Source organism: Nostoc sp. (assembly GCF_036917315.1).
Taxonomy (GTDB): Bacteria; Cyanobacteriota; Cyanobacteriia; order Cyanobacteriales; family Nostocaceae; genus Nostoc.
Window position 1 is genome coordinate 220,216 of record NZ_JBALDR010000034.1, and the last position, 26,040, is coordinate 246,255.

15 protein-coding genes and 1 pseudogene are annotated in these 26,040 nt (G+C 41.4%); 5 read left to right on the top strand and 11 right to left on the bottom strand.

Going from position 1 to position 26,040, the window contains the following annotated elements:
- Positions 1 to 78: 78 nt before the first annotated feature.
- From V7K84_RS16360 to V7K84_RS16380, 5 genes are all read right to left on the bottom strand, one after another.
- The gene (locus V7K84_RS16360; protein WP_334839511.1) at positions 79 to 387 is read right to left on the bottom strand and encodes a DUF5132 domain-containing protein; all 309 of its coding nucleotides are present in this window, start codon (positions 385 to 387) and stop codon (positions 79 to 81) included.
- Positions 388 to 457: 70 nt separating this feature from the next.
- Entirely contained in the window at positions 458 to 2,710 is a 2,253-nt protein-coding gene (locus V7K84_RS16365; RefSeq protein ID WP_334839513.1) for a heavy metal translocating P-type ATPase, read from the bottom strand.
- Between the two features lie 141 nt (positions 2,711 to 2,851).
- On the bottom strand, positions 2,852 to 3,691 hold the full coding sequence (locus V7K84_RS16370; protein WP_334839515.1) for a hypothetical protein: 840 nt from the start codon (positions 3,689 to 3,691) through the stop codon (positions 2,852 to 2,854).
- 37 nt (positions 3,692 to 3,728) lie between these two features.
- Positions 3,729 to 4,946, bottom strand: coding sequence for an HMA2 domain-containing protein (locus V7K84_RS16375; protein WP_334839517.1), 1,218 nt, complete (start codon positions 4,944 to 4,946; stop codon positions 3,729 to 3,731).
- Between the two features lie 649 nt (positions 4,947 to 5,595).
- Entirely contained in the window at positions 5,596 to 5,898 is a 303-nt protein-coding gene (locus V7K84_RS16380; protein ID WP_334839519.1) for a hypothetical protein, read from the bottom strand.
- A gap of 59 nt (positions 5,899 to 5,957) precedes the next feature.
- On the opposite strand from V7K84_RS16380, the pseudogene V7K84_RS16385 reads away from it, so the two are divergent.
- The 4 genes and pseudogenes from V7K84_RS16385 to V7K84_RS16400 form a co-directional block, all read left to right on the top strand.
- A pseudogene (locus tag V7K84_RS16385) lies at positions 5,958 to 6,302 on the top strand (M48 family metallopeptidase); the annotation flags it as partial.
- Between the two features lie 275 nt (positions 6,303 to 6,577).
- On the top strand, positions 6,578 to 8,437 hold the full coding sequence (locus V7K84_RS16390; protein WP_334839520.1) for a transposase: 1,860 nt from the start codon (positions 6,578 to 6,580) through the stop codon (positions 8,435 to 8,437).
- Positions 8,438 to 8,440: 3 nt separating this feature from the next.
- Complete coding sequence (locus V7K84_RS16395) at positions 8,441 to 9,295, top strand: ATP-binding protein (RefSeq protein WP_334839521.1); 855 nt, start codon at positions 8,441 to 8,443, stop codon at positions 9,293 to 9,295.
- Positions 9,249 to 9,803 (top strand): TniQ family protein, encoded by a 555-nt coding sequence (locus V7K84_RS16400; RefSeq protein ID WP_334839523.1) that lies wholly within the window; start codon positions 9,249 to 9,251, stop codon positions 9,801 to 9,803. Before V7K84_RS16395 ends, V7K84_RS16400 begins: the two co-directional genes overlap by 47 nt.
- A 74-nt stretch (positions 9,804 to 9,877) precedes the next feature.
- Here V7K84_RS16400 and V7K84_RS16405 read toward each other — a convergent pair whose 3' ends face one another.
- Complete coding sequence (locus V7K84_RS16405) at positions 9,878 to 10,279, bottom strand: hypothetical protein (protein WP_334839525.1); 402 nt, start codon at positions 10,277 to 10,279, stop codon at positions 9,878 to 9,880.
- Positions 10,280 to 10,400: 121 nt separating this feature from the next.
- Between V7K84_RS16405 and V7K84_RS16410 the strand changes: the two genes are divergently transcribed.
- Entirely contained in the window at positions 10,401 to 10,661 is a 261-nt protein-coding gene (locus tag V7K84_RS16410) for a helix-turn-helix domain-containing protein (RefSeq protein ID WP_334839526.1), read from the top strand.
- A gap of 158 nt (positions 10,662 to 10,819) precedes the next feature.
- On the opposite strand, the gene V7K84_RS16415 is transcribed toward V7K84_RS16410, so the two are convergent.
- The 5 genes from V7K84_RS16415 to V7K84_RS16435 form a co-directional block, all read right to left on the bottom strand.
- Positions 10,820 to 15,166 carry a DNA-directed RNA polymerase subunit omega gene (locus tag V7K84_RS16415; RefSeq protein ID WP_334839527.1) on the bottom strand — a complete coding sequence of 1,449 codons (4,347 nt, stop codon included), beginning with the start codon at positions 15,164 to 15,166 and terminating at the stop codon, positions 10,820 to 10,822.
- Positions 15,167 to 15,348: 182 nt separating this feature from the next.
- Positions 15,349 to 15,471: a hypothetical protein gene (locus V7K84_RS16420; RefSeq protein ID WP_334839528.1), complete on the bottom strand. Its 123-nt coding sequence runs from the start codon at positions 15,469 to 15,471 to the stop codon at positions 15,349 to 15,351.
- A gap of 181 nt (positions 15,472 to 15,652) precedes the next feature.
- On the bottom strand, positions 15,653 to 20,527 hold the full coding sequence (locus tag V7K84_RS16425) for a DEAD/DEAH box helicase (RefSeq protein ID WP_334839530.1): 4,875 nt from the start codon (positions 20,525 to 20,527) through the stop codon (positions 15,653 to 15,655).
- A 203-nt stretch (positions 20,528 to 20,730) separates the two neighbouring features.
- Positions 20,731 to 22,827 carry a DNA methyltransferase gene (locus V7K84_RS16430; RefSeq protein WP_334839532.1) on the bottom strand — a complete coding sequence of 699 codons (2,097 nt, stop codon included), beginning with the start codon at positions 22,825 to 22,827 and terminating at the stop codon, positions 20,731 to 20,733.
- Between the two features lie 52 nt (positions 22,828 to 22,879).
- Positions 22,880 to 25,723 carry a helicase-related protein gene (locus V7K84_RS16435; protein WP_334839534.1) on the bottom strand — a complete coding sequence of 948 codons (2,844 nt, stop codon included), beginning with the start codon at positions 25,721 to 25,723 and terminating at the stop codon, positions 22,880 to 22,882.
- Between the last annotated feature and the right edge of the window lie 317 nt (positions 25,724 to 26,040).

Genomic DNA, 26,040 nt, shown 5'->3' on the forward strand with positions numbered 1-26,040 from the left:
TGGGGGTGGGGTTCTTTTATTAGGGGAATTGGAAGTCGCCTATGGCAAAGAATTTAACTTGCTAATGGGCTGATGAAATTAGACACCATTATCGGCGACATTATCGCCATTGGTGGCAGTGGCTTCAAACACGGGGGTTTCTTTTTCATCAGCAAGTTCTGCTCTGGCTTCGGCTACCATGTCTTCCCAGGTTTCGCCCATTTCTGCAATGGTTCCTTTGCTTCTTTCATAAAGACCAATTCCGCCTTTGATGACTGATTTGACTAAGGGTTTACCAACTCCAGCGACAATGGGCAATAAAACGGGTGCTAAGAGGACTGCACCAATTCCGGCTATGATACCGGGAGCGCCTGCATCTTCAACAAAATCACTAATTTTAGGTGCCATGTTCAATTTTCTCCTATTAATTAAGAAACCTCGGAAAGCTTTTTAAGATACTCTTGGCGGCATAGTTGTATCATCTTGCCGATGGTAGAGCTTTATGTTGACGATTTTTAAGAATTGGACGCAAACCGTTGACTCCGGCAACTACGGTTGAGCCATTGTTGACTACTGTTGCAGCTAAGGGGTTAAGACCAAAGAAAACGGCGATCGCCATTGCTGCTAAATTAGGAAAGGCAACAAGTGCTGTGTTTTGCCGAATCAATTGTTTGGCTTGACGAGCGATCGCGATCGCTTCTAATAAACCATGCAAGTCATTCTGCATCAACACTAAGTCTGCTGTCTCGCGGGCTATCTCAGAACTGTTGGCAAAGGATACGGAAACATCGGCGTAGGCTAAAGCTGGCGAATCGTTGATCCCATCACCTACAAATGCAACTGTCTTACCTTGTTCGTGCAGTTGGCGGACAACTGTTGCCTTTTGTTCTGGGAAAGCTTCTGCGTGAGTATGCGTTGGCAAAATACCAAGTTCAGCAGCAACGGCTGTAGCAGTTCGCTTATTATCGCCGGTTAGCATGTGAATTTCTACACCTTCGACTGTCGAAAGTGCTGTGATGACTTCCCGACTTTCGGGACGGAGAAGGTCACTATATTTAATAATACCTTGAAGTTGACCGTTGCTAGCTACATAAATCGCTGAATTTGGAGATTTTTGCTGACCATTTAACGCTTCGGTATCAATGCCACTGGAACGCAAAAAGCGATCGCTTCCAACATAAACTGTCTCTTCATCAATCAGAGCTTGCACACCCAAACCTAGTTGATAGTCCCACTTACTACGCGGCAAAATTTCCACTTGCTCTGCTTGGGCATAGCGAACAATTGCTTCTGCGACTGGATGAGTTAAACGTTGTTCGGCGGCGGCTGCCAATTCCAACACCCGCAATCTTGAGGTTGCTGGATTGAGACTTTCCAAACTGACAACATCGACTTCTCCCTTAGTTAGTGTCCCGGTTTTATCAAAAACTATGGTATCAACTTCTGCTAGTTGTTCTAACGCCCGTCCGCTACGGATGAGAATCCCCCGTCGGGCAGCATAAGTTAATGCTGCTAAAACTGTTGTGGGGACTGATACTCGAATCCCTGTAGCAAAGTCTAGAGTTAAAACACTGGCTGCCCGTGAAGGGTTGCGAGTTGCGGCAAATACTGCCCCACCAAGTAGCAAAGTTGGCACAACCGCTTTTTGAGCAAATTTCGTGGCATAATTCTCCATCCGGGTATCATGGACAGGTGCTTCTTGCATTAACTTAATGCTCTGTCCAGCGCGGGTATCGTTGCCTATCCGTTCTGTGAGAATATAAATTCGTCCTTCTCGTACCAACGTTGAGGCGAAAACTGGTTGTCCCTTTTTCTTCAGCACCGGCATCGACTCGCCAGTTAGTTTCTGCTCATCTAGCAGGGCTTTACCTCGCAAAATGCTACCATCAATCGGCACTTGTTCGCCAGGGTAAACAATCACTGTATCCCCACGCTGCACATCTTGAATGGGAATTTGTTGTTTGTCGCCATTGCGTTCCACCCAGACAAATTGCCCTAGAGAACTAAGTAAATCTAGAGTTTGTTGAGCAGAAGAACGAGCCGTGCGATCGCGGATATTTTCGCCTACTTCAATTAAACCCAGCATCAGCGATGGTGTGAGAAATTGCCCTTGGAAGGTAGTAATAGCGATCGCCATCAAATCCAAAAAGTCAATATTCAATTTTCGTTCTACCCTAATACCTTCCCAGGCTCGTTGGAGAACCGGTAGTGTAGCAATGGCGATGGGAAGCACCACTATCAAAGGCGGGATCGATAATCCTAACGGCCCTCCTAGTACTGCTAAAGTAGTTGCAACGGCGGAGAGTTGTAAACCTGGCCAAGATGGCTCTTTTTCCGTTTCTGATAAAGATGTAGAGTTTTTGAGAACGACTACTTCACTTGCAGCCTGAATCAAATCGTGAAGGTGCGATCGCATCTTCGCATCAGAAACTTTATCAGACTTATAAGTAACTGCAACTGACATTGCCGCAGGCTTGACACGGACATTCTTCACCAGCGCATCTGCTGACAACAATACTTCCAGACGCTTGGCATAATCTGCATCACGGCGTAAGCGAGGTAAGCGAAACCGTACTCTTCCTGGAGTTGTATGGACAACGCTGTAGGTAACGTTGGGCAACTCTCCTTGAGAGCGTCCATTAGTGTCAATTAAAGAAACTTTTCCATTCCCTTCCAAGACAGTGAATTGAGATTTTGGGGGTGATGGTAGTTGCAGTGCTACTTTTGCCATTCTTTTCTTTAATCCAAAATTTTTACACTTCGATGAAAATTAGGCTCTTTACTGAGATAAAGAGAGCAAATTAGCCACCAATCCTGTGAGATTGATTAGCTATCAACAGTTTGGTTATTTGTAATTTGCTGAATTCGTTAGCTAACTTATTGCTGTGGCGGGATCGTTGGCAGATTCAATTAGATTGGCTAGATGAGATATTGCTGCTGACAAAAAGTTCTGCACTCGCTTCTGAGAATTCTGCATCATCCCAGTTTTATAGGTAATGACAACTGATTTCGCAGCGCTATTAACTCGCTCACTTGTAACTGTAGAATCTGATTTGAGTAATGTCTCTAACCGTTGGACATATTTTGGATCGCAAGCAATTCGAGGCACACGAAACCGCACCCTTCGGGGAATTGCATAAGCAATGCTATAAGCTACTTTTACAGGTTTTTTTGGTTGTTGAATTACAGAATGAGTCGAGGATACCGGATTGCTTTTAGTCTTAGAGACTGACGCATCCGCAAAGGATAAGGAGAATGTTGCTGATTTCTGCTTTTCTGCTGGGATTTTTGGCTTCCTATCCTGCCTGTCTTCTGTTGTTACCACAGTTGAGCATGATTGGAATTGGTTTGCAGATGCTGATACCACTTCTTTATTACCAGCCAACTGAATCAAATTAGCCAAATGCGATCGCATCTCAACATCTGACATTACATCAGATTTATAGGTAATAGCAATTGACCCTACCATACTATTATTGACTTGCTGATTGATTACCAAAGGCTCATTAGCAAGCAAGGCGAGAAGACGTTGCACATATTTTGGATCTTCGCTAATCTGGGGTATGCAAAACGCCACTTGTCCGGGAAATGCACAAATAATGCTATATGCTACCCTTGAAGACGGCGTTGCTGGGCAATTAGTCTCGTCTGTGACTGTTTGCTCTTCTTTTTTGTTTAAATTTGCTGCCGTTTCTAAATTTAAACCAGTCATAATTGCCCTCCAGTATTCCGCAATTTGAAACTGTATATTAGGTTTCCAAGGGTAAGTTCGCCATCATACCTAAGGATAAAGACATCGCAGGCGATTTTAGGCTACTCCACAGACTGGATAACTGGGGAGTTGTTTGGTTTGCCGTTGTTACGTCTGTAACTTCAGCAGTCTGACTAACGGTAGTAGTATGGTTTGCCGTTGTTGCGTCTGTAACTTCAGCAGTCTGACTAACGGGAGTTGTATGATTTGTCGTTGTTGCGTTTGTAATTTCAGGAGTCTGACTAACTTCTTCTAGGGGTTGTTTCGTCGTTGTCATCCCTAGTGTTGGTGGGTTTATCTCCAACGCTAATTCCATCAGACTCACCCAATAAGATAATGGAATATCACGAGACTGATAAGCGATCGCGATCGATGCTGCACCAAAATTTATACGCACGCTGGTAACTTGGGCATCAGTTTTCACTATTCTCTCAAGTCGCCGCCCATAAGCTCGATCTTGGGCAATTTTTGGTACATTGAAGCGAATACGCCCACCAATTGCATGGACTACACTGTAGTCAATCTTTGCAGGTGCTGCCACCTTGCTATTTTCTGGTTGGATAGTAGATTCGGATATGTCGCTTTTTATTGCCGAACTGGTGTTATTACCTTCGTTTTTTTCTGATGTCGGAACTTGAGAGCCAAGATAACCAATTACACCACGGGTTGCATCCGCCGCAATCATATAAACTGGAATCGATACCCAGCCATGAATTCCCAACCCTCCTGTTACCGCCAAGCCTGTCATCATCGGAATTAAGGAAATACCTTGCTCTTTCCAAAATGAAGGCGATTTCCAAGCTGCAAAGGGATCAGTCTTGCTAGCTGAATCAAACGAAGCTTGCGGCTGTTGGATCTCAATATCGGATTTTAGCGCCAAAATTTGCGGTAATGACAGTTTATCTTCATCAAAATTAACCACCAAACTGCCCGTCTGCTCATTCACAGTAACTTCCCTCACTCCTTCTAAGGAGCGTAAATCTTGGGCTATGCTGTCCAGTATCGAGTTAAGACTACTGTCAGTGGTACGGAGTCGCACGCGCCCGGTAGTTACATGAACTATTTCCAAGCCACCTGAGGGCTGTGACTGCGTTGCCTGTGTCATCGCTTTAGTTGTAATATGTTTACTTTTATTACTTTGTTGTGTAGAGATTAAGTCAGATGATATTTTACCCGACGCACTTAATTTTTCGCGACTACTGATAGTTTTAGTCATTTCCTCAATTACCGGATAGCTCAATCAAGTAAAAAATAGGTTAACAATGGGTTAAATGTAACATGGAGTTTTGGGGTTAAATCTATTTCTTACGGATTATTTTTTATTAAAAGTTATATTGCCAAAGTAGCGATAGGTATCAACATTATCATCACGTAGTGGTGTTGCTGTAAGTTTTAACTGATACACAGGTTCAAAATGAAGATTCTCGGAGAGACAGTCACGTATGAAAGGTTTTTACTGAAGCTTGAAGCATTCATTTTTGCATTTACTGTTCGACAAGCATTTATTGAATGAGCAAATTATTATACTCTAAACTGGTTTAGTAATTGTCTTTTTGATTCAGTCCAACTTGTGGTGCGCGAGCGCACGAATCGACGGATGCAACTAAAGACATTTATTTAATTGATGGATTAAACAGAGAGTAAGTTAATAAAAAAGTCATTAACGCTAGCTTTGTTTATACTCGCTATCAATGAGTGCTAATACCCACGAAGTAAAAGCAAATTTCTGCTAATCGCAAAGTCAGACCAACGGCTGTGCGGTAGTTGAATCTTGACTTCGCTCGATTACCGCGCAGCGATGCACTTAGCTTGTCGTTCGCGGAGCGTCTCGAAGAGAAGTGTCGAAACTCAGTACAAGTTCGTAATTACTCTAAGGGATGAGTCCCCAAGTTTAAAAATATGGATGTATAACGAGGCGATGCATTGGCATAACAAGGCGATGCATTAACATAACAAGCCGATGTATTGGCATAACGAGGCGATGTATTGGCATAACAAGCCGATGTATTGGCATAACGAGGCGATGTATTGGCATAACAAGCCGATGCATTGGCATAACAAGCCGATGCATTGGCATAACGAGGTGATGTATTGGCATAACACCTAACCTGGCGAAGGCTTCCACTATTTAGGACGCAGCTATCGCCTGAAATTAGTAGATAGCGCAAACAACCCACTTAGACTTTACCAAGGACGCTTTGAACTTTAGCGATCGCATCAACAGCAAGGTCGAGATTTATTTACTCAGTGGTATCGCGGTCATATTCAACAACATTTAGAATTAATTACTACATCTATCGCTAACAGAATCGGCGCAAAACCTACTTCTATCCAAGTGCGCGAACTCGGTAATCGTTGGGGTTCATGTAACCCGAAAGGTGATATTTATTTCCACTGGCGGGTTGCTTTGCTTCCTAATGCGATGATTGAATATGTCGTAGTTCATGAAATGGTTCACTTAGTTCAACCCAACCACAATAGAGATTTTTGGGACAGGCTAGAGCGAATCTTACCTGACTGCGTGGAAAGAAAAGATTGGTTAGCGAAAAACGGCGCAATTTTCAGTTTATAAAAATGGATGTACATTCGCTAATTAAATGTCGCAATTCGCAGGTAGTGTCGCAACCGCATATAAATACCTGAAACCTTTATCCTGTAAGGATTATAAACTATTTACTCACGCAGACAATAAATTTGCCTAATTCGCATTTTCTAGGTCGCAAATCCTAGATTGTCAAATTAAATGTCGTTTGTTAAGATTTAGGCATTTATCAAATTGTATGTCGCATCCTTAGTCAATTAATGGTACATTAGTACCTTAATTATTCATGAGTGTTTTTCACTCCAATGGCAGACAAACAATTTGAATTCACGGAAGAATTAACGCAAGCTCCAGATGCAATTTTTCTTGACAAGAGTAATTTTGTTATAGATCCATCCCAAATTATTCTGGAAACATTAGATAGGCATAAACTGACATTTAATCTGATCCAGTGGCTTGCTGAATCACCGAATCGCACGATTAAGTCTCAGAGAAAGCAGGCTGTTGCAAATACTCTTAGTGTTTCTACTCGCCAGGTGGAACGTCTCCTGAAGCAATACCATGATGACAAATTATCAGAATCAGCAGGAGTACAACGCTCAGATAAGGGAAAACATCGAGTCAGCGAAGACTGGCAAGAATTTATCAAAGCAATTTATGAAGAAAGTATTAAAAACAAACATCCAATTTCACCAGCATCTATAGTTCGCGAAGTAAAGCGACACGCGCTCGTTGACCTTAAGCTGAAACCAGGAGATTATCCTCATCAAGCTACTGTTTATAGGATTTTAGATCCTTTGATCGCACAACATAAACAGAAGACAAAAGTCAGAAATCCGGGTTCGGGATCTTGGATGACAGTTGTAACACGAGATGGACAGCTACTGAAGGCTGACTTTAGTAACCAAATTATTCAATGCGACCATACTAAGCTGGATATTTGCATAGTTGATAGTGATGGTAATTTATTGTCTGACCGTCCTTGGCTAACTACTGTTGTGGATACTTATTCAAGCTGTATTGTTGGTTTCCGCTTATGGATCAAACAACCAGGTTCTACAGAGGTGGCTTTAGCTTTAAGGCACGCTATTTTGCCCAAAAACTATCCTGATGATTATAAGTTAAATAAAGTTTGGGAAATATGCGGGACTCCTTTTCAATATTTCTTTACTGATGGTGGAAAAGATTTTCGCTCAAAACATCTTAAAGCCATTGGTAAGAAACTAGGATTTAAGTGTGAACTACGCGATCGCCCTCCCGAAGGCGGTATTGTAGAACGTATTTTTAAAACTATTAATACTCAAGTTCTCAAAGATTTACCTGGTTATACAGGGGCAAATGTTCAGGAACGCCCCAAAAATGCAGAGAAAGAAGCGTGTTTGACAATACAAGATATAGACAAGATCCTAGCTAGTTTCTTTTGTGATATTTATAACCACGAACCATATCCCAAAGATCCCCGCGAAACAAGATTTGAGCGCTGGTTTACAGGAATGGGAAGAAAACTACCTGAACCTTTGGATGAGCGAGAATTAGATATCTGTTTGATGAAAGAAGCGCAACGAGTTGTTCAAGCGCATGGATCTATACAGTTTGAGAACCTGATTTATCGAGGAGAATCACTCAATGCATATAGAGGTGAATTTGTAACGCTTAGATATGATCCAGACCATATTCTGACTTTATATATCTACAGTTGCGAAACTAATGATAATTTAGAAGATTTTTTGGGCTATGCTCATGCCGTCAACATGGATACCCATGATTTGAGTATAGAAGAATTGAAAGCCTTGAATAAAGAGCGAAGTCAAGCTCGTAAGGAGCATTTTAACTATGATGCCTTATTAGCATTAGGTAAACGGAAGGAACTTGTAGAGGAACGTAAAGAAGACAAAAAGGAAAAAAGACGCTCAGAACAAAAGCGTCTACGTTCAGCTTCCAAGAAAACCTCAAATGTTGTTGAACTGAGGAAAAGTAGAGCTAATGTTTCTTCAAAGAGAGATGACAAACTGGAACTCTTGCCAGAGAGAGTTTCAAGGGAAGAAATACAGCTTCCGAAAACAGAGCTGCAACCAGAACTATCTGGTCAAGCTGACATTCAAGAGCAGGAGAGACACAAGCTGCTTGTCCCTAACCGTAAACAACATTTGAAGAAAATTTGGTAATTTATGGCGCGATCGCAACTTGCTATTCAGTCCTCCGTTGAAGCCTTAGCTCCTGAGCTAGATTTAAATGCTCAACTTGCTAAAGTCGTTGAAGTTGAAGAGATATTCAATAATTGCTTCATACCAACCGATCGTGCTTCAGAATATTTCAGATGGTTAGATGAGTTGCGGATACTGAAACAATGCGGTCGAGTAATTGGCCCCAGAGATGTGGGGAAAAGCCGAGCGTCTCTTCACTATCGCCAAGAGGATAGGAAAAAACTTTCGTATGTAAGAGCTTGGTCAGCATCAAGTTCCAAGCGTCTATTTTCGCAAATTCTTAAGGATATTAACCACGCAGCACCAACAGGTAAGCGGGTAGATTTACGTCCAAGATTGGCTGGTAGTCTTGAATTATTTGGAATAGAACAGGTCATTATTGACAATGCTGAAAATCTCCAAAGAGAAGCACTGCTAGACCTCAAACAACTTTTTGACGAATGTCATGTTCCTGTCGTCTTAGTTGGAGGACAGGAGCTAGATAAAATCTTGGCCGATTTTGATTTGTTGACTAGCTTTCCAACACTGTATGAGTTTGACCGCCTAGAATACGATGATTTTAAGAAAACACTAAGTACAATTGAATTCGATATTCTAGCTCTGCCTGAAGCTTCTAATTTATCTGAGGGAACTATATTCGAGATTCTAGCCGAAAGTACAGGTGCGCGAATAGGACTGCTAGTCAAAATACTGACGAAGGCAGTTTTACATTCACTCAAGCATGGCTTTGGCAAAGTTGATCAAAGCATTTTAGAAAAAATCGCTAGTCGGTATGGCAGAAAATACATTCCCCCAGAAAATAGAAATAGCAATAAATGAAGATTATGACATTCTGCCAAGGTTGGGCTATGTTGAGCCATACCCAAATGAAAGCATCAGTCATTATCTAGGACGCTTGCGCCGATTTAAGGCTAACAGTCTTCCTTCAGGATATTCTTTAGGAAAAATTACTGGTCTTGGTGCTATCACAACGCGATGGGAGAAGCTTTATTTCAATCCCTTTCCGAGTCTTGAGGAATTAAAAGCTTTGAGTAAGCTGATTGGTGTGCAGGTGGAGAGGTTATATGAGATGCTGCCACCAAAGGGTATGACTATGAAACCCAGACCAATTCGGTTATGTGGTGCTTGCTATGCAGAAGCTCCTTGTCACCGCATTGAGTGGCAGTTTAAGGAGAAAATGAAGTGCGATCGCCACCAGTTGGGTTTATTAACAAAATGTACTAACTGTGAGACACCATTTCCAATCCCTGCTGATTGGGAACTAGGGAAATGCACCCATTGTTCCCTGCCTTTTGCAAAAATGGTGAAGCGTCAGAAGCGCTATTGAAAAAACTCCAAATAAGAAAAAGACGTGATTAAGTTCACGTCTCCAGGTAATGGAAAATTAATGCATGAAAGTTATTAGGCTACATCTGCTACTAACAAACCGTTGACAGCGACGATGAAAATCTGTGCTAACTCAGGAGTGTTACAACAAGGTCTTTGATCTCTATTACAGGGTTGTGCTACCCATTTGCCCTCAAAATTTTGATAAAAAGTTCCGAGAAGCTGAGAACCATACCAAACTCGGTACATTTCTCCAAGATCATCTGGCACTGAGTCGATTTCAATTTCTGGCGCTACTGCATCAGCTAACTCCTCAACGTATTCCTCGAACTCGGATTGTGCCAAACTTTGGTTATCAAATACTTCTTGTGTAATCATGTGAATGACCTCATCAATGGGGTTGCACAAAAGGCGATCGCAGACTCTTCCCGGAGAGCGATCGCTTTTGTTTTTTCTATAACTTAATCTACGTGACACGTAGAATTACGTCAAGTGTAGATTAATAAAACTTAGAGTGTTATAAATCTACCTGTAAATATAGATACTGATAAGTAGAGAAATCTACGTCTAGCAGCTACTAAACTGAGGATGTAGTGATATGCCTTTGGATAAAGTGATTCGTTGGAAATTAAATGAAGTGATGGCGCGAAAGCGAGTTAGAAACAAGGACTTGGCAGAGGTGCTAGGGATAACAGAAAATTCGGTTTATAGACTTCGCAAGGTTGACGAGATGCCGCGATTAACACCAGAGCGCTTAAACGGGATTTGCAAGGCGTTGAATTGCCAGCCTGGTGAGCTTTTGGAATATGCCCCGGATGGTGGTGATGATAAGGTTGTTTCTATTATTGATGTGGCGTGAGTGCGATCGCCACCAGTTAGGTCTGCTAACCAAATCTACTAACCGTGAGACACCTTTCTCAATTTCCACTAATTGGGAGATAGGAGAATGCCCATATTGTTCTTCGCCTTTTACGAAGATGGCGAAGCGTCAGAAATCTTGTTGAATGTTGTGCCAGGTTACTTATATGGTTGTGATAATTCTAGGCACATTTCTTGAATCGCTTGTATGACTGCTTCTTTTAAAGTCATATCTTCCTCTACGTAATTTTTGAATATTTGTCTAGCACGGCGAGCTACTAAGATGACAAGACGGTAGCGATTAGGTGAAGCTTGGAGGAGTGCTTCAGTGATTTTCAGAATCTGCTTATCATCGTAGAGATCAGAAATTTTTACGGATTTTGAGGTACTAAAGAAAACTGATTTACTGTTACCACTAGTATCTATTACTTCATGTTCACTATCAATCCCTTTATTATCTCTATCACTTCTACTTCTATTCGGAATATTAGATAATTTTGAAGGGGATGTGAAGGAAACTGAGTTACCGTCCCCACTGGTATTTGTTACTTTGTCTTCATGAGCATTCTCTTTATTAATGTCTTTATTTTTAGTCTTGGTATGCCCAAGGTTCCTCTCTATCTGTACATTATTTTCGTCATTTTCATATTGAGAAAAAGGAAATACTGGTGATATAACCTGTGGTGAATTAACTATAATCACATGAGCAAAGCTATTAATTGTTCCAACGGTGGCAGTAATAGTAACGTTGCTACATTTATCATCTATAGACAAAGTACCATGCGAGTTAATATTACCGTTTGTTGTTTTCCAATTTACATTATTAATGTCTATATCATAGCAGTGTTGGTCTAAGCCTTTAACTGAAAAAGTAATACTTTCATAGGGTCTTAGATGTGCTTTATCAGGATAAATTTCTAATCGTCTTAAAACAGGTACAACTGTAATTTCTGCTGAAGCGCTTAGATTAGCTGTTGCTTGGTTTAAACACAAACTACTAAAAAACCCAAGAAGACGAGAAGCTAGTTTTATAATAGTCTTGGTTATCCAAGTTTGTAACTCTAGCTCGAAATTGTCTATTTCTATTTCTGTAATACTGCTGCTACCTTCAGATGTCTCTTCGGTATTTGACTCAGTAATAAATTCATCTTGAACCTGTGCTAAAAAACGAAGAAAATAAGATAAAATCTTACTCGAAATTCCAACGTTAAAGAGCAACGTTCTTGACTTTTTGGTTAACTTAGTAGTTAAACGAGAAGTTGCAGTTACTAAAAACTGGCCTTTAGCATTAAAATCAACAATAAAATTACCATTTTGGTCAATATCTCCCCCAGATGCTTCCCAAAGAATTGCTCCGGGGTCAATCTCATCACCAAACTGATCAAAACCAATGACGGTGAAAGTTTGGCTTTCATTAGGTTTGAGGTGTACAGCAGGTGGATAAATATGTAATCTTCTTAAGATTGGTAGTAAAGTAACATAAGCTAATTTCCGAATATTGCCAACTGAGGCAGTAACAGTAACCTCTCTTTGGCTATAACCGCCTTGGAAGAATCCATGACGGCTAATTGAACCTCCTTTGGTTGATTTCCAATTTACTTTTTCAAGTGCCATCTGGCTATCTTGTTGGTCAAATCCAATGACGGTAAAAGTTTTATTTTCTTCAGGTTCTAGCTGTATTTGAGGAGGAAAGATTTCTAATCGCCTTAATACTGGAGGAACACTGACATGAGCAGAGACACTGAATCTTCCGATAGTGGCAGTAATGGTAAATTGACCTTTTTGGTTACTGTCAGTAAAGTAATAAGCATCGTGATCAATCGTGCCGCCTGTTGCTTCCCAATTTATTCCACTGATAGCGATCGCATCCCCACGCTGATCCAAACCCATTACCTCAAAATGCTGCCATTCTCTAGGATTCATCACAACTTGCTGCGGAGAAATGACCACTTTGGTTAGCCTTGAAGGTTCAATGACTTTAAAATGGGCTGTACCTTTAATATTTCCTACCGTTGCACTTACTGTAATATTTGCATCTCTGTCAACTGCTACAAAAGTTCCATCTGGGTAAATCTTGCCGTCTGTTGTTTGCCAGTGGATGTTTTTAATTTTTACTTCATTTCTAAATTGGTCAAATCCCCTAACCCTTAAATTAAGCTGTTCATTCGGTTTAAGTTGCGTTCCTTGTGGCTCAATTTCTAAACTTCTTAGAACTGGAAGCAAGCCTACACAAGCTACATCGCGGACATCTCCAACAGTAGCAATGATGTCAACTGTATCTATGTCGTAACTACCAACGAACATACCATCATCATCAATCAATCCTCCAGTTGTAGATTGCCAATCAACTCTTCCTATGCCAATTTCATCTCCTTCCTGGTTAAATCCTTTGGCAGTAAAGGTTTGGATTTCATTAGGTTCAATTTGTATGTCCTTAGGAAAAATTTCTAGCCGTTGTAAAACTACAGGTACAACAACTCTGGCAGAAGCACTTACATTTTGTTCAATTGCACAAGCTGATATACTAAACTCACCTTTGGCATTTTGATTAACTATAAAATTCCCATCTTGGTCAATTTTTCCACCTGTGCCGTTCCAAGCTATTTTCTCAGTTGCGATCGCATTACCCCGTTGATCTAAACCTTGAATGCTAAAGTGTTGGTGTTCCCCAGGCTTCATTTCAACTTTTTGGGGAGAAATGACGAGTGTAGTTAATCTCGCAGGTTCAATGACATTAATTATTGTAGAGGTGCTAATCTCTCCAACACTGGCAGCGACAGTAATTTCTTGCTCTTGATAACTTGCTTGTAATCTACCGTCAGGAAAAATTGTGCTGCCTGTTGCACTCCAAGTTACTTCTTCAAGCTTGATATCACTACCATACTGATCCACACCTTTGATAGTAAAGTGCAAACTCTCACCGAACGTCAATGTGGGTTTTAAGGGAAAAATAATTAATGTTTTGAGTTTGGCTGGTTCAATTAGTGTGACTGAAACAGAGGTTTTGACTGCTTCTAAATTTGCTGTAATTGCAAATTCCCCAGGATTTTGTCCAGCATGGAAAGTTCCATGATTATCAATAGTGCCACCCGTAGCTTGCCACAATAATTTTTCTACATTAATTTCTGAACCTCGTTGATCTAACCCTCTGATATTAAAAGCTTGAACTTGACCACACTCCAGCTTTATTTCTTGAGGTGTAATAATTAATTGTGTCAATTTGGAAGGTTCGATAATAGTAACTGATGCAGAGGTTTGGAAGCTTCCTGCTGTAGTTGTAACTATAAATTGTCCCTCTTTTTCACCGGCTATAAATAAGCCACTGTTATCAATATTGCCTCCCTCTGCCTGCCATGATAATTCTTGAACACTAATGTCTAAACCATTTTGGTCGATTCCTTTGATACTAAAGGTTTGGCACTGGCCACACTCAAGCTGTACTTGAAGGGGAAAAATTGATATGTGGCTTAATCTTGATTCAGCACAACCTTTTAGCGGATGCAGTAATTGACCTGTATGGAAATTCCAAAGTTTAATCCAGTCATTACTGGCGGTGGCAAGAATTTTACCATCAGGGCTGATAGCAGCAGAAGAAACAAAACCAGAGTGACCAGTCAAAGTACGGACTAATTGTTTTGTTTCAATACACCACTGCTTCGCGTTATCATTACTGGCGCTAATAAGATTTTTGCCATCAGGGCTAATAATAAGGTTATTGGCTGTATCAGTTAACTCTTGATGAATAGAGTAGCTATATTTTAATTTAGATACATTGAATGTATGTGTATGCTTATTTTTTTTGCTAATTAGCTCGCCTATAGCAAGGAATAGCGCACCAATCCAAAACACTGCTTCTGCCGTGAACTTGGAAATTACTATTAAAAATATAAAACCTATAATTTTAGTGATTAAGCCTGTATTATTTGAATCAAAAGATTTTAATTCATTTTTAATCTTAAAATCTGCCTGCCAAACTTTAATATCTCCATCACGGCTACCACTAATCAATAATTTACTATTTTGACTAATCTTAACTGCTTGTACCCAGTCGGAATGTGTTTCTAAGCTACAATATAATCTTCCTGATTGTAAATTCCATAATTTAACCGTTTTATCTGTACTACCACTGGCAATAGCTTTTCCATCTGGGCTAATTGCTAGACTCAAAACTGAACCCGAATGGTTTTTAAGGCTATGTTGCAATTTACCTGTATTTAAATCCCAGATTTTAATTGTTTTGTCTGCACTTGCGCTAACTATAGTTTTGCCATCAGGTGTAATTTCTACGGCATTAACCCAGTTGGAATGAGCATTGATCTCCCAAATTAATGAGCCTTTGCTTAGATCCCATACTTTAATTGTTGTATCTGCGCTACTACTTACAAGGGTATTGCTACCTCGATTAATAGCGACAGATAAAACCCAATGAGAATGTGCATCGATGGTGCGAAGCAATTCTCCTGTTTGTAAGTTCCAAACCCAAATTTTTTGCCAGCTTCCTCCCACTAAAATTTGATTATCAGGACTGATGGCAACACAGGCAATTGTATCTGTAGGGAATATCGGTTTATTAAAGCTTATTTCTCCAGAATTTTTGCAGAGATAAGGGTTGTGTTGATGGAGTATCCAGTAAGCAGATTGTCGGATTTTTTCTGAATTATCCTGTAAGGCTTGCTGTGTGAACAAATCTAAACCTTGTTGACCCAAATTAGTGCTTCTTCTAAAGCTATGAGTCTCTGCTGTTCGCAATTGTCTGCTAAATGCCGCTTGGCTTTTGCTAACGGTAAAGATTCCTTTGATTTATTAAACATAAGATTATCATTTATACACTACTCTCAGTATTCCCCTTTGCGAGGTTGTAATAACAATGGTAAGTAATGTTTAAACGAGTGATTATAATGAAAAAGAACTTATGCATAATCAGCAAAAAATTTAGTTACTGATTGATGCTTAAGTTCTAGTTTTGGAAGTAAGATAGCACTCTAAAGTCATTCACAAACTTGCCAGTTTTGTCAACTCTCTTCGCCAATCTTCATCGTGCCGTAGAGTAAGGATATGGTAACTAGTATTGTGCTTCAGATTATCCCGTTCTATTTGGTCTTGCTTGCGTTTCTCAGGGCTGTCATGAACTGAACCGTCGCAGAAAACAGCAATGCAATTTTCTTTATAAAGAAAATCTGGCTTACAGTTTGACTCTGGAATCAATTCCTGTGCAGTATCGGGTAATTTATATCCCCCGTGATAAATTTCATGTAAAACTACGCGTTCAAATTCGGAATTGGGGTCTGTTTGTTGCAGCAGTTGTTGATACTGTTCATCACGACATACTCCTTCTATCTGCACTGTACTTTTTTGCAGTTCGTCAAGTAAGGGTTTGATGAGATGGCGATTTATCAAAGCATGGTCGAACTGGTTGCGGTAAGAAAGCAAGCATTCATAGCAAGCTTGGACACAGCTATCTTTCATTTCTTTGAAATGACAAATATCTAAAGCTGCATCGGCTATTCTTTGAAAAGAATCAGGTTTTTCTAATAGTTGCGAAAGGACACCTGCACCACCTTCTGTAGCCTCCCAGAACAGCAAATATTTACCGTCTCCCAGGCGTTCGGAGTCGAGTTCATCTGCTTCTAATTTATACACTGCTTGGATGGCAGTTTCCAAGACATATTGCAGGGTGGCAATAAAAGCTTCTCTTTCGTCTGTGGGTACACTTAATGGTTCAACAACCAGAATATTGCAAGTGTTTTTCACCATTAAGTTAACGTCGGCGTGAATGGTATCTTTTGCTGAGTCGTTTTTGGCATCGCCCCAAATACCAGTTTTGATATCGAGTTTAAATCCTCGTTCCTCACTTTTTTTCTTGTTCAGTCCGCGATTAATATGCCAGATGTCTGCCGTAGCGCCGTAGGTTAAACGTAATAATTCTGTACCATCGGCAGTCTGTACTGTTGCTGATTGGCGTTTTTGCTGGTCGTAACGGAAGTGAGTGGTGATGTTGTAACCGTATTTAAGGCGTTCTTCTTCATCGCAGGTAATGCGTTCTCTTCTCCAAGCGATCGCAGTTTCCATTGATAATAAGCGTGTAAGTAAAGCCTTATTATTGTTACTATCGGCAAGTTTTGCCCCGCAGTTCTCACAAGTATCGCGGTTACTGGTTGCCCCTTCATGGAAATAACCGCATTTAAAGCAGACATTTACGCGTTGATAGTCAGCACCACCAACAGGGATTTTGGTTTTAGCTACCATAAATTTACTACCCTCGTAGTAAATAACGTTACCAGGGGCAAATTCTCTCAAAGCCACGCTGCGGAGGCGGGAAATAAATTCGCCACTTTCTTCTGTGGGAATAAATGCCCGGACTGGTAAGCGGGGGAAGTTAAACCCAGGTAAAAATCCCTCGGCAGCAAAGTAACGATAGGGGTAAAATTCAAATTGATTATTGCTTTTGCCTTGGACTTGTCCCACTAGCAGGTCAATTTGTCGCAGTGCTTCTTTTTCTTGGGCTTTAGCGATATCCCGTTCTTCTTGGGTTGCATAGCCTCTGGTGTAACGACTTGTGCTTTCGCGGGCTTTTTCTAATTGTTCAACTGCATCTTTGTATAGTCTACGCCAGCGATCGCAAGCTTGATCAAAGGCATTATGTGCATTTTCTAGGGTAAAATGTAACCAATTTTCAGAATACCAAGAGGTTTTGTTCAGATCGTTTTGACAGAAGGTATCAGATAAAATCAGTTTTGTAGCTGCCAGACATTTGGCTAATTTTTCCTGACTCATAGTGATTCGCTGACTTACATCTTCTTTTAGCGAACAGTCCGGCGAATCTAACTCCAGAATTTGGTTCATGGAATTTTCCAGGTATAAGCCAGTGTGTGCTAGCCAAATTGAATACACATGAGATTTAATTAAATCCTGGTTAGCTAGTTCTAATTTGGGCGGGGCGACGACACCAGCAACCATTTGACTTTGACGTTTAAAGAAATATTGGTCGTGACCGCTACCAATGGAGGCATAAGTAATTACTAAAGCTTCCTGTCCACTTCTGCCGGCGCGACCACTGCGTTGGGCGTAGTTGGCTGGGCTGGGGGGAACATTCCGCAGATGGACAACGCTGAGGTCGGAAATGTCTATCCCCAATTCCATTGTCGGAGAGCAGAATAAAGTTGCTAGTTTGCCATGACGGAATGCGTCTTCTCGTTTCTGGCGGTTTTCGTTTTTTACCTGTCCGGTATGTTCTCGCCCTTCTAATGCTTTAATTTGATGAGCGTTAGTTTTGTAGAAGTCTTGAAAAAATTGGTTGACAGAAGTATTTCTGTCGCTACCCTGCAAGCGACGCGAGGTTAAAGGGTCGGGGGGAATTTCACTTAATTCTGAGGCAACCCAGACCATTGAATTAATTTTTAGTTGGACTTCTTCTTCCTTTTTGTATAAGTAACCTGCATCTGCTAAAGCATTTACTAGAGCATTAATTAATTGGTTATAATCTGACTCTGGTAAAGGTTTTTGCAACCAATTCCATGCCCGATTAGAACGCAGAAAACGTCCGATTTCACCACGAAATGTCAGTCTAATTGTATTCCGCCGTGATTTCCCTTTTTTCTCTGTGGGACTGAGGCTTGCCCAACTAGCTTCGTGTAAATATTCAAAATTATCAATTGTCCAAGGGTCTTTTAGGGCTTGGGATACTTCCTTTTTCAGTTGTTCTGTTCCCTCTCGTTGTAAAATTTTCGCATCAATTACCAATTTTTTTCTGAGGTGGTCGAGGAAGGTTTTAACAACAAAATATCTTTGTGACGGTGAGGCTTGCAGTAAAATTGGATGGCGGTATTTTTGCCAGAGTTGAGTATTTTCACAAGTTGCTAAAAGTTCGGCGTATTCTATGGTTAATAGACCGCATTGTTCTAGATTCGGTTGGACAATTCGCCAACCGCGACGCAAATCTTCGTATAGCCGATATTCAATTAAATTGCTAAAAGCTTCTTCATTTTTGCGTTTACCAAAGCCAAATTCTGCGGCTTCGATTGCATAATCTGCTTGAGATAAACCCATCTGTTTGACAACTTCCGCCGCTAGTGCTTTGTGAGTTAACTTTTCATTTTCTTGAATAGCACTATTCAAAGCTGCCCGTAAGAAACTGGTTTGGACAAAATCATTGAAATGTCCTGCCTGTAATGAAGCATCCTGACGGTTATCAGTAAAGCTGAGGATTTTTGCGGCTTTGGCTTTCTCGCCAGTGAAAACTTGCTTGAGGCGACTGACGGTAGAAAGACAAAGTAGAGTTGTTGCGGTACTACGTCCTTCACTACTTAGACGAGAGAGTTTGGTAAATTCGTTTTTCTTTTGATCGTACAATACACCGCAGTGCAGACAAGTAAGAAAGGGTTTAGGAATAAACCAACAGGTAGTTCCCTGTAATACAGAGTTTATGACTTTACCGTTGGGTAGAACTTGCAGTTTCTGGGGAATAAAAGGTGCATATTTTTTTTCGGGAATACGCCCTTGCTTTTTAGTTTCTTTAAACCATGAGTCAGGAAGTCTCTCTTCGTCTTCTTTGTCCCAAAGTCCGGGTTCATCAAGGGTTAGATAGCCTTCCTTGATATCTTCATTATCAAGACTATCTAAGGCTGTGGGTAATTGGGGCAGTACAATATCTTTTTCAGAATCGTAGCGCACCACATAATAGTCCTGTCCGCATTCTCGACAAAAGACGAGGGGATAAAGCAGGCGGTTTTCGGTGGTTGTGTACTGGCCTTCTAGGGTGAGAAGTCGTTTGTCTCGATTTTCAATCGTGGCGTAAACGCTACCGCCTTGGGAAATAAACTGATGCAGGCGGAATGCCAACCCCTTTGTTTTGCTTCCCCAAAGAAATATATGTTTGAGGATATTTAAGCAAGTTTCCTCGTTGAGTTGGGTTTCATTTGCGAGTTGATTTGCACCTGTTTCTAGGGTGATGGGTGTGCGGCGGACGAGATGTCCTTGTTTGTCTTCTAAACCAAAGTTCATCTCTACCCAGTGGCTAAGGGAATGCTGTTTAAAAGCGTCTAAGGTTTGTTCGGACTTTGGGGGTAAACCTTGGATAATGCTTTCACGCAATTTTTCGGTGGTGGGTGCAGCACTTTTGATAGAACGTTCTAAAGTTTCATCAATGACGTTGCTGGGTTGAATTTCTACGCCGAATAATTTACTAGCAACATCTGCGACTACCTGACGGCGTTGCTGGCGGGAACCTTCGGAAGACATGGTGGCGCTAGTGCCAATACACAGAAGTTTCTGGCCGCAGCGTTGCCGAAGTTTGCGAATTAAGATGGCGACATCTGCACCTTGCCGTCCTCTGTAAGTATGCAGTTCATCTAGTACGAGGAATTTTAATTCAGGGGATTCTACTAACTTATCTTCGTGAGTGCGAGAGAGCATTAACTCTAGCATCACATAGTTTGTGAGCAAAATTTGGGGTGGATTGTTTTGAATTTCGTTCTTCTTCTCAGGTTTTTCTTGCCCAGTATACTTTTCAACGCGAATATGGGTATTAGGTACTTGTTTGAGAAATTTTCTTAATTCTTCTTCCTGAGAATTAATTAGGGCATTCATGGGATAAACCAAAATAGCCCTAACTCCTTTGATTTCAGGATGGTGTAGCAAATCATCAATGATGGGTACAACATAAGTTAGGCTTTTACCGGAACCGGTTCCTGTGGTGACAACGTAGGGTTCTTGACGTTGTGCTGTTTCAAAGGCTTCTTTTTGGTGGTAGTGGAAGGTAAAAGCTTCACCATCTTGTGAGAAGTAGCGTGTACAGTCTGGATGGAGAACACGTTGCTGTACTAATGTAGTGACAGATGCGCCTGGACGATATTTAGGGTTAAGTTGCACTAAAGGGTCAGTCCAGAGTTGACCTTTTTCTAACTCGTTATCGACAAATGCTTTTACTTTTTCGTCGCGGATTTTGAGGAAGCTTTCAATATAGCGGCGGTAGTCGCCAATTACTTCGTTGCGGAAATTAAATATATCAAGGAATTGAGAATTGGTGAGAGAGGATGAATTACTCTTTACTGGTACTTGAGGATTTATTCGACCTAAGCGTTGGTCAATCCATTCTCGAAGTTGGTAGTTAAAAGTTTGAGTAATAGTAGAGAAGTTGAAGATTTCTTCAATGCTCCTAATTCTCGAAAACTCGCAACATATTTTGTACGTTGCTGTTCTAAATTATTGAATATTGATAATTGCCCTTGTAAATCTGTCTCACGTTGCTTTTTATTCTCCTTCTTACAGCGATTGGCTAAAGCCTTATCATCACCTATTACTGCCTTAAACGCTTCATCAGGAATCCCTTCATTCAAACAACTCAAATCCATCACTCCTACAAGGGAATTACCACACTTAATCCTATGGTCTAAAAAGTTAAGAGGGAAGCCGCTATAAAAACCTTCAATCCATAATGCTACTTTGCACAAATCAACAGCTAAAGGGTTAATATCCACCCCATAAATGCAATTTTGAATAACATCTCGAATCGCTAACTTTAAAGGTTCACTACCTGGTTCAGCTTCCCCAGTGCGAATTTTAGCTAATTCCTTTCCTACCCGACGTGCTGCGGCTAAGAGAAAATGGCCCGAACCACAGGCGGGGTCTACAATTTTGAGGTCGAGAAGTGCTTTTTCTAATTCTTGATGGTTACTGAGCGTAGTCGAAGTATTGCTTTCTGCATTCCGAAGCTTTTCTTTCGTACTGCGAAGTTTTTCTTCGATTACAGGTTCTAAAGCTGTTTTTATCAGTTGTCCTACTAACTGCGGTGGCGTATAGTAAGAACCAGTAGTTTTCCTTTCACTACCAAATACTAATTTGAATTCGTAATTTTTAGGAGAAATTTCTGGGTGAAAATCAAGGAGACTTTCATATACACTACCCAATTCTTCCACATCCAAGGCAGCATAATTTACCCGTCGTAATTGCCCCTTATCTTGATATAAAGATAACTCCCGAATCGCTACTAGCAAGTCATGATTATCAATAGCACAATCATCTAAAGCTGGTAGAGTATACGAACCAAATAAATCGCCATTTAATGGTGATAATCCTAAATATTTTCCCCGCCAATTTTCATCAAACAGCAAAAATGTAACCCGCAAACCCTGCCATAAATCTTGAAAGCCTTCCCGCCGCCAATGGGGACGCTCGGCTAACTCTCGCAGTCGCTCAATGCTGTAATATTCTCGGTAGATTCGTGCTTTCTCTACATCTTCACCAATTAATAAATTGCGGGACTCTGCCACCATTAAAAACAGCAGACGATAAATCAGCCGCAACAGTTGGCGATAATATCCGATATCTGTTAATTCTGTACCAGCAGCAAGCTTCTGCCGCAAGTTTTCATTACTGGGATGTTGTAGAAAACCAGTGCCTAACTGTATTAGTGCTTTTTCTACCCCATCTCGGAGTCTGTCGCGTACCCGTCCGCCCTGTTGCAGTGCCTCTTGGTGGTAATATTCCAGCAAGCACTTATCGGCATCATCCATACCTTCAGGCAAGCGGGAACGGTGAAACAACCGATAAAATAGCCCAAATTCGGCAAAGTTCTCACCGTTGAGAATTTGTTCTAAGTCAAATTCAACGTAGGTAAGACGAGTCATCAAGGAAGAGTCGCGCAGTAACCGCCAGCGAAAACCGTTAGTTGCGATCGCCCACAAATGTTCCGTCTTGTTAAGATACTCCTGCACCAGTGCGTGTGCTGATAACCTGGGTGTGCCACTGGGAGGACGATGATCTACCTTGATTCGACAACCAATAATGTGGATAGGTGGTTTGTTTTCGCCTAATTCCGCACGATGAGAAATCGCATAGGTTTGTCCCTCCACGACTTCGGCTTTAGCAGTGTAAACAGGGTTATATCCGAGACTTCGTAGTAAGGGAACTACCCACAGTTCGCGGGTGACACTGGTAGCGGTATCATCTGCATCTAACCTGTCTATTTGCCGTTGAAATGCAGCCCAATAAGCTTTAGCATCACCCCATGCGATCGCAATTTCATCTGCTAGCTTGTCAGTTTTGGTAAAACCAAAATCTTCTGGTGCTTGCCCTTTAAGATTACCTGCCAACAATTCAGCAGTCATATCTGCTGCTAACAAATTCCCTTCAATCTGAACGCCTGTTAATGTAATCCCTGCTACACTCATCTCTTACACCCTTGCAATTAAAAATAAAAAATACAAATTAAAATCAAGCAGCCTAACTCTGCTTTCGTTTCCCTGGCTGAAGAATATAAACGCCCAGGATGTCCATCGGTAGCTGGGGTTTAACCTGAATCTGTCCTTCTTGGGTGATGGATCTGACTCGCCGATGGGATTGGGAAAGAGAATGCGATCGCTCTCTGGCAAATAGTTCTAAATCAGACTCAATCTCTGTAATTTTGCTGAGTAACTCTTCAATTTCCGCTTGTTTGATGCCTAGAGGCGCATCACCCACAGGGTTAGCTTGTTCCAGCAAAGATTTTGCTTCCTCTGGTGTCAGCCAGATGGGATTAGATGGAGGCCCAGTAAATCCAACTACTGCACACTCTTCCGCCAGCAAACTTTGGTGTTTTGGACTGTTTAACAAATGCCGCAGCCGCAATAACAGCAAAGTCGTGCGCTTGGTGACAGTATCTGTCGTAGTAAAACCACACCGTGCTGCTATGGGGTCTTGATTATTTGAGAGTGCATCTTCAATAATGTGACGCGCTAAACCTTCTACCAAGGGGTGATTCCGTCCTACATATTCCACCCCTTCTGGTGCAGGGGTTGTAAAGGTGAGCAAGCGCGGCTTATCTCCTAGTGCAGGCTGGAGAAAATTAGGAATTGTGGATAGTAACCAACCCTGTTTTTTCTTGCTTAACGAACAAGATAGGCGATTTGCTGCTGACAACACGAACCGTTCCACATCCTTTTCACTACCCAGAATTTGCTCAGATTCAATCAGTTCTTGCTCTACCTCCACAGGTTTGATTGACCGTTGAGCAAAGCGGGTACGGCTAGTTTTTTCTCGCTCTACAGCTTTGTCCCAATTTTTATGGACTTGCTCAACAGCAGATTCCTGTTCATCCAATAAATCCAGCAGAGACAATTGCACTGCATCTTGAGCGCGGTCAAATAAAGATTTAAAAACAGCTTCCGACACTGTTGTGCTGTCCATTGGTACGGGGACAGTAATTCCCAAGGTCTTGTGAATTTGTACAGCTTTACGAATTAGCACATCCAAAACTGCGCCATCTACCGGATTATCTGAACCGTAAAGCAACAAGGTTTTAACTTGATTTGCAATTTGACCATAGCGGTCAATACGTCCTTCTCGTTGTTCCAAACGATTCGGATTCCAGGGTAAATCGTAGTGAATTACCGCACTGAAGTGAGATTGCAGGTTTACCCCTTCACTTAAACAATCGGTAGCTACCAAAACTCTTTGAGGATATGACTTTAACTCTTGCAGGCGGATTTCTCGTTCGTCTTCTGAAAGTTCCCCAGTAATGGCAATGACTCGAATTTGACTCCCCTTTTTTTCTAGTTTTTGCTTGAGAGTATCAGCAACATAATTTGCTGTAGCAATATAGCGACACCAGATAATCGGGTTAAAACCTTCTGAAAGCAGGGTTTGTATGGAAGCGATACATGATTGTAATTTTTGGTCTTTCTCACCCTGTAACTTTTGGGCTGCTTGCACAAAAGCTTTGAGTTTGCGCTTGTCTGTATCGCCATAGCTTTGCTGTCCCTGTTCTACGACCACAGTCGGAGTTGCATCAACAGCTTGTTCCTGGTCTGTGGAGTCGTAAACGTAAGAACTCATTAAGTCTTCGTCTAAATCAGCCAGTAAACTATCGTCACCGGATTTACTCACCTGACGGTTTAACGTTGCTACTGCGGCGGCGGGAGAAGACATCACACAACGAATCAACGCTAACGCTGACCAATAACGTCCCCGACGCTGGGCATAGCTCATGTCTTGCGTTGTAGTTTTTACTAGCCCACGAGCAAAGTTGTAGACATCATCAAATAATTGCTTATATTCCTTTGATAACTTGTAAGGCTTTTCTTCTGAATCTCTTTCAGGAAAAGGCGTTTCATTCCCCAACCACTGTTTAACATCTGCCCGCCGACGCTGAATAAAATGACTCGCCAGTTTATCTCGCTGTTTGTCTGTTAGGCGGTCTAGGGTTAATTGCTCAAACTCTGGTTGGAGTAATCCTAGTAGTGATAAAAAAGACTCTTCAATGCCACTGTGAGGAGTAGCCGAAAGTAATAATAAATGGCGATCGCTTTTCTCGGCAATCTGCTGAATTAATTGGTGGCGTTGCTGCTGAAATGTACTCTTGCTGCTGGGACGGGTACAAGTATGCGCCTCATCCACAATTACAAAATCAGGGCAGTGTGTAATAAAACTTGCACGACGGCGTTCTGCCTTGGCATAGTCTAAGCTAACAATCAGGTGTCGATAGTAACTAAATATATGAGAACCATTCGGGATTGCTCTCTCCAATTTAGAAGCTGTTCCAGAACGGACTACCACAGCATCAATATGAAACTTTTCGCGTAATTCTTGCTGCCACTGGTCGCATAAATGAGGAGGGCAAAGGACAGCTATCCGCTTTACTTCACCTCGATCTAAAAGTTCACGAGCAATTAATCCACCTTCAATGGTTTTCCCAATTCCCACGTCGTCCGCAATTAGCAGTCGCACTGTCTCTAATCGCAACGCCATCAATAAAGGCACTAACTGATAAGGACGAGGACGCAATGATAAACGTCCCAAACATCGAAATGGCCCCGCTCCACTTCGTAGCAAGTGACGTGCTGCATCCATCAGTAGCATTGCTGCTGTATGGTCTTTGATACTGATAGCGTTTGGTAAGGGAAAGGTTGCTGGTTGCAGAGTTTCTATCCCCAACTCCTGAAGCTTCTGATAAATTCCCGCGATTTCCTCTTCGTTCCCTGAGAGAGGACGCAAGCGAATAACATCTTCATTTTCGGCAGGTAATACAACCCACTGCCGATTGCGACAACTGACTATAGAGCCTGGTATGGGGTTTAACGTTTCCGTCATCGTTTCTCTGTATAAAAGTAGGCAGCAGAGAATAGGCAGTAAGGATTGATTTCTTACTACCTGCCCTCTCTAAAGTGCCAATAGATATTATTTGTAATGTTTAATCGGCAACTAAGTTACCTCGTAAAATTACGATTAATATATAAAGTTCAGTACATATCTTTGATAATGCAATTTAAGACAAACTACCTCAGCGACATTACGGGAAAGCAAGATGTGTCGTATCCAAGGTAGTTTTCCAAAAACTAAATTTTAATTGCTGGGTTTATTGTGAGTAAATTCAATTTACGCTTGTGCTGAAGCAACACACAGCATTT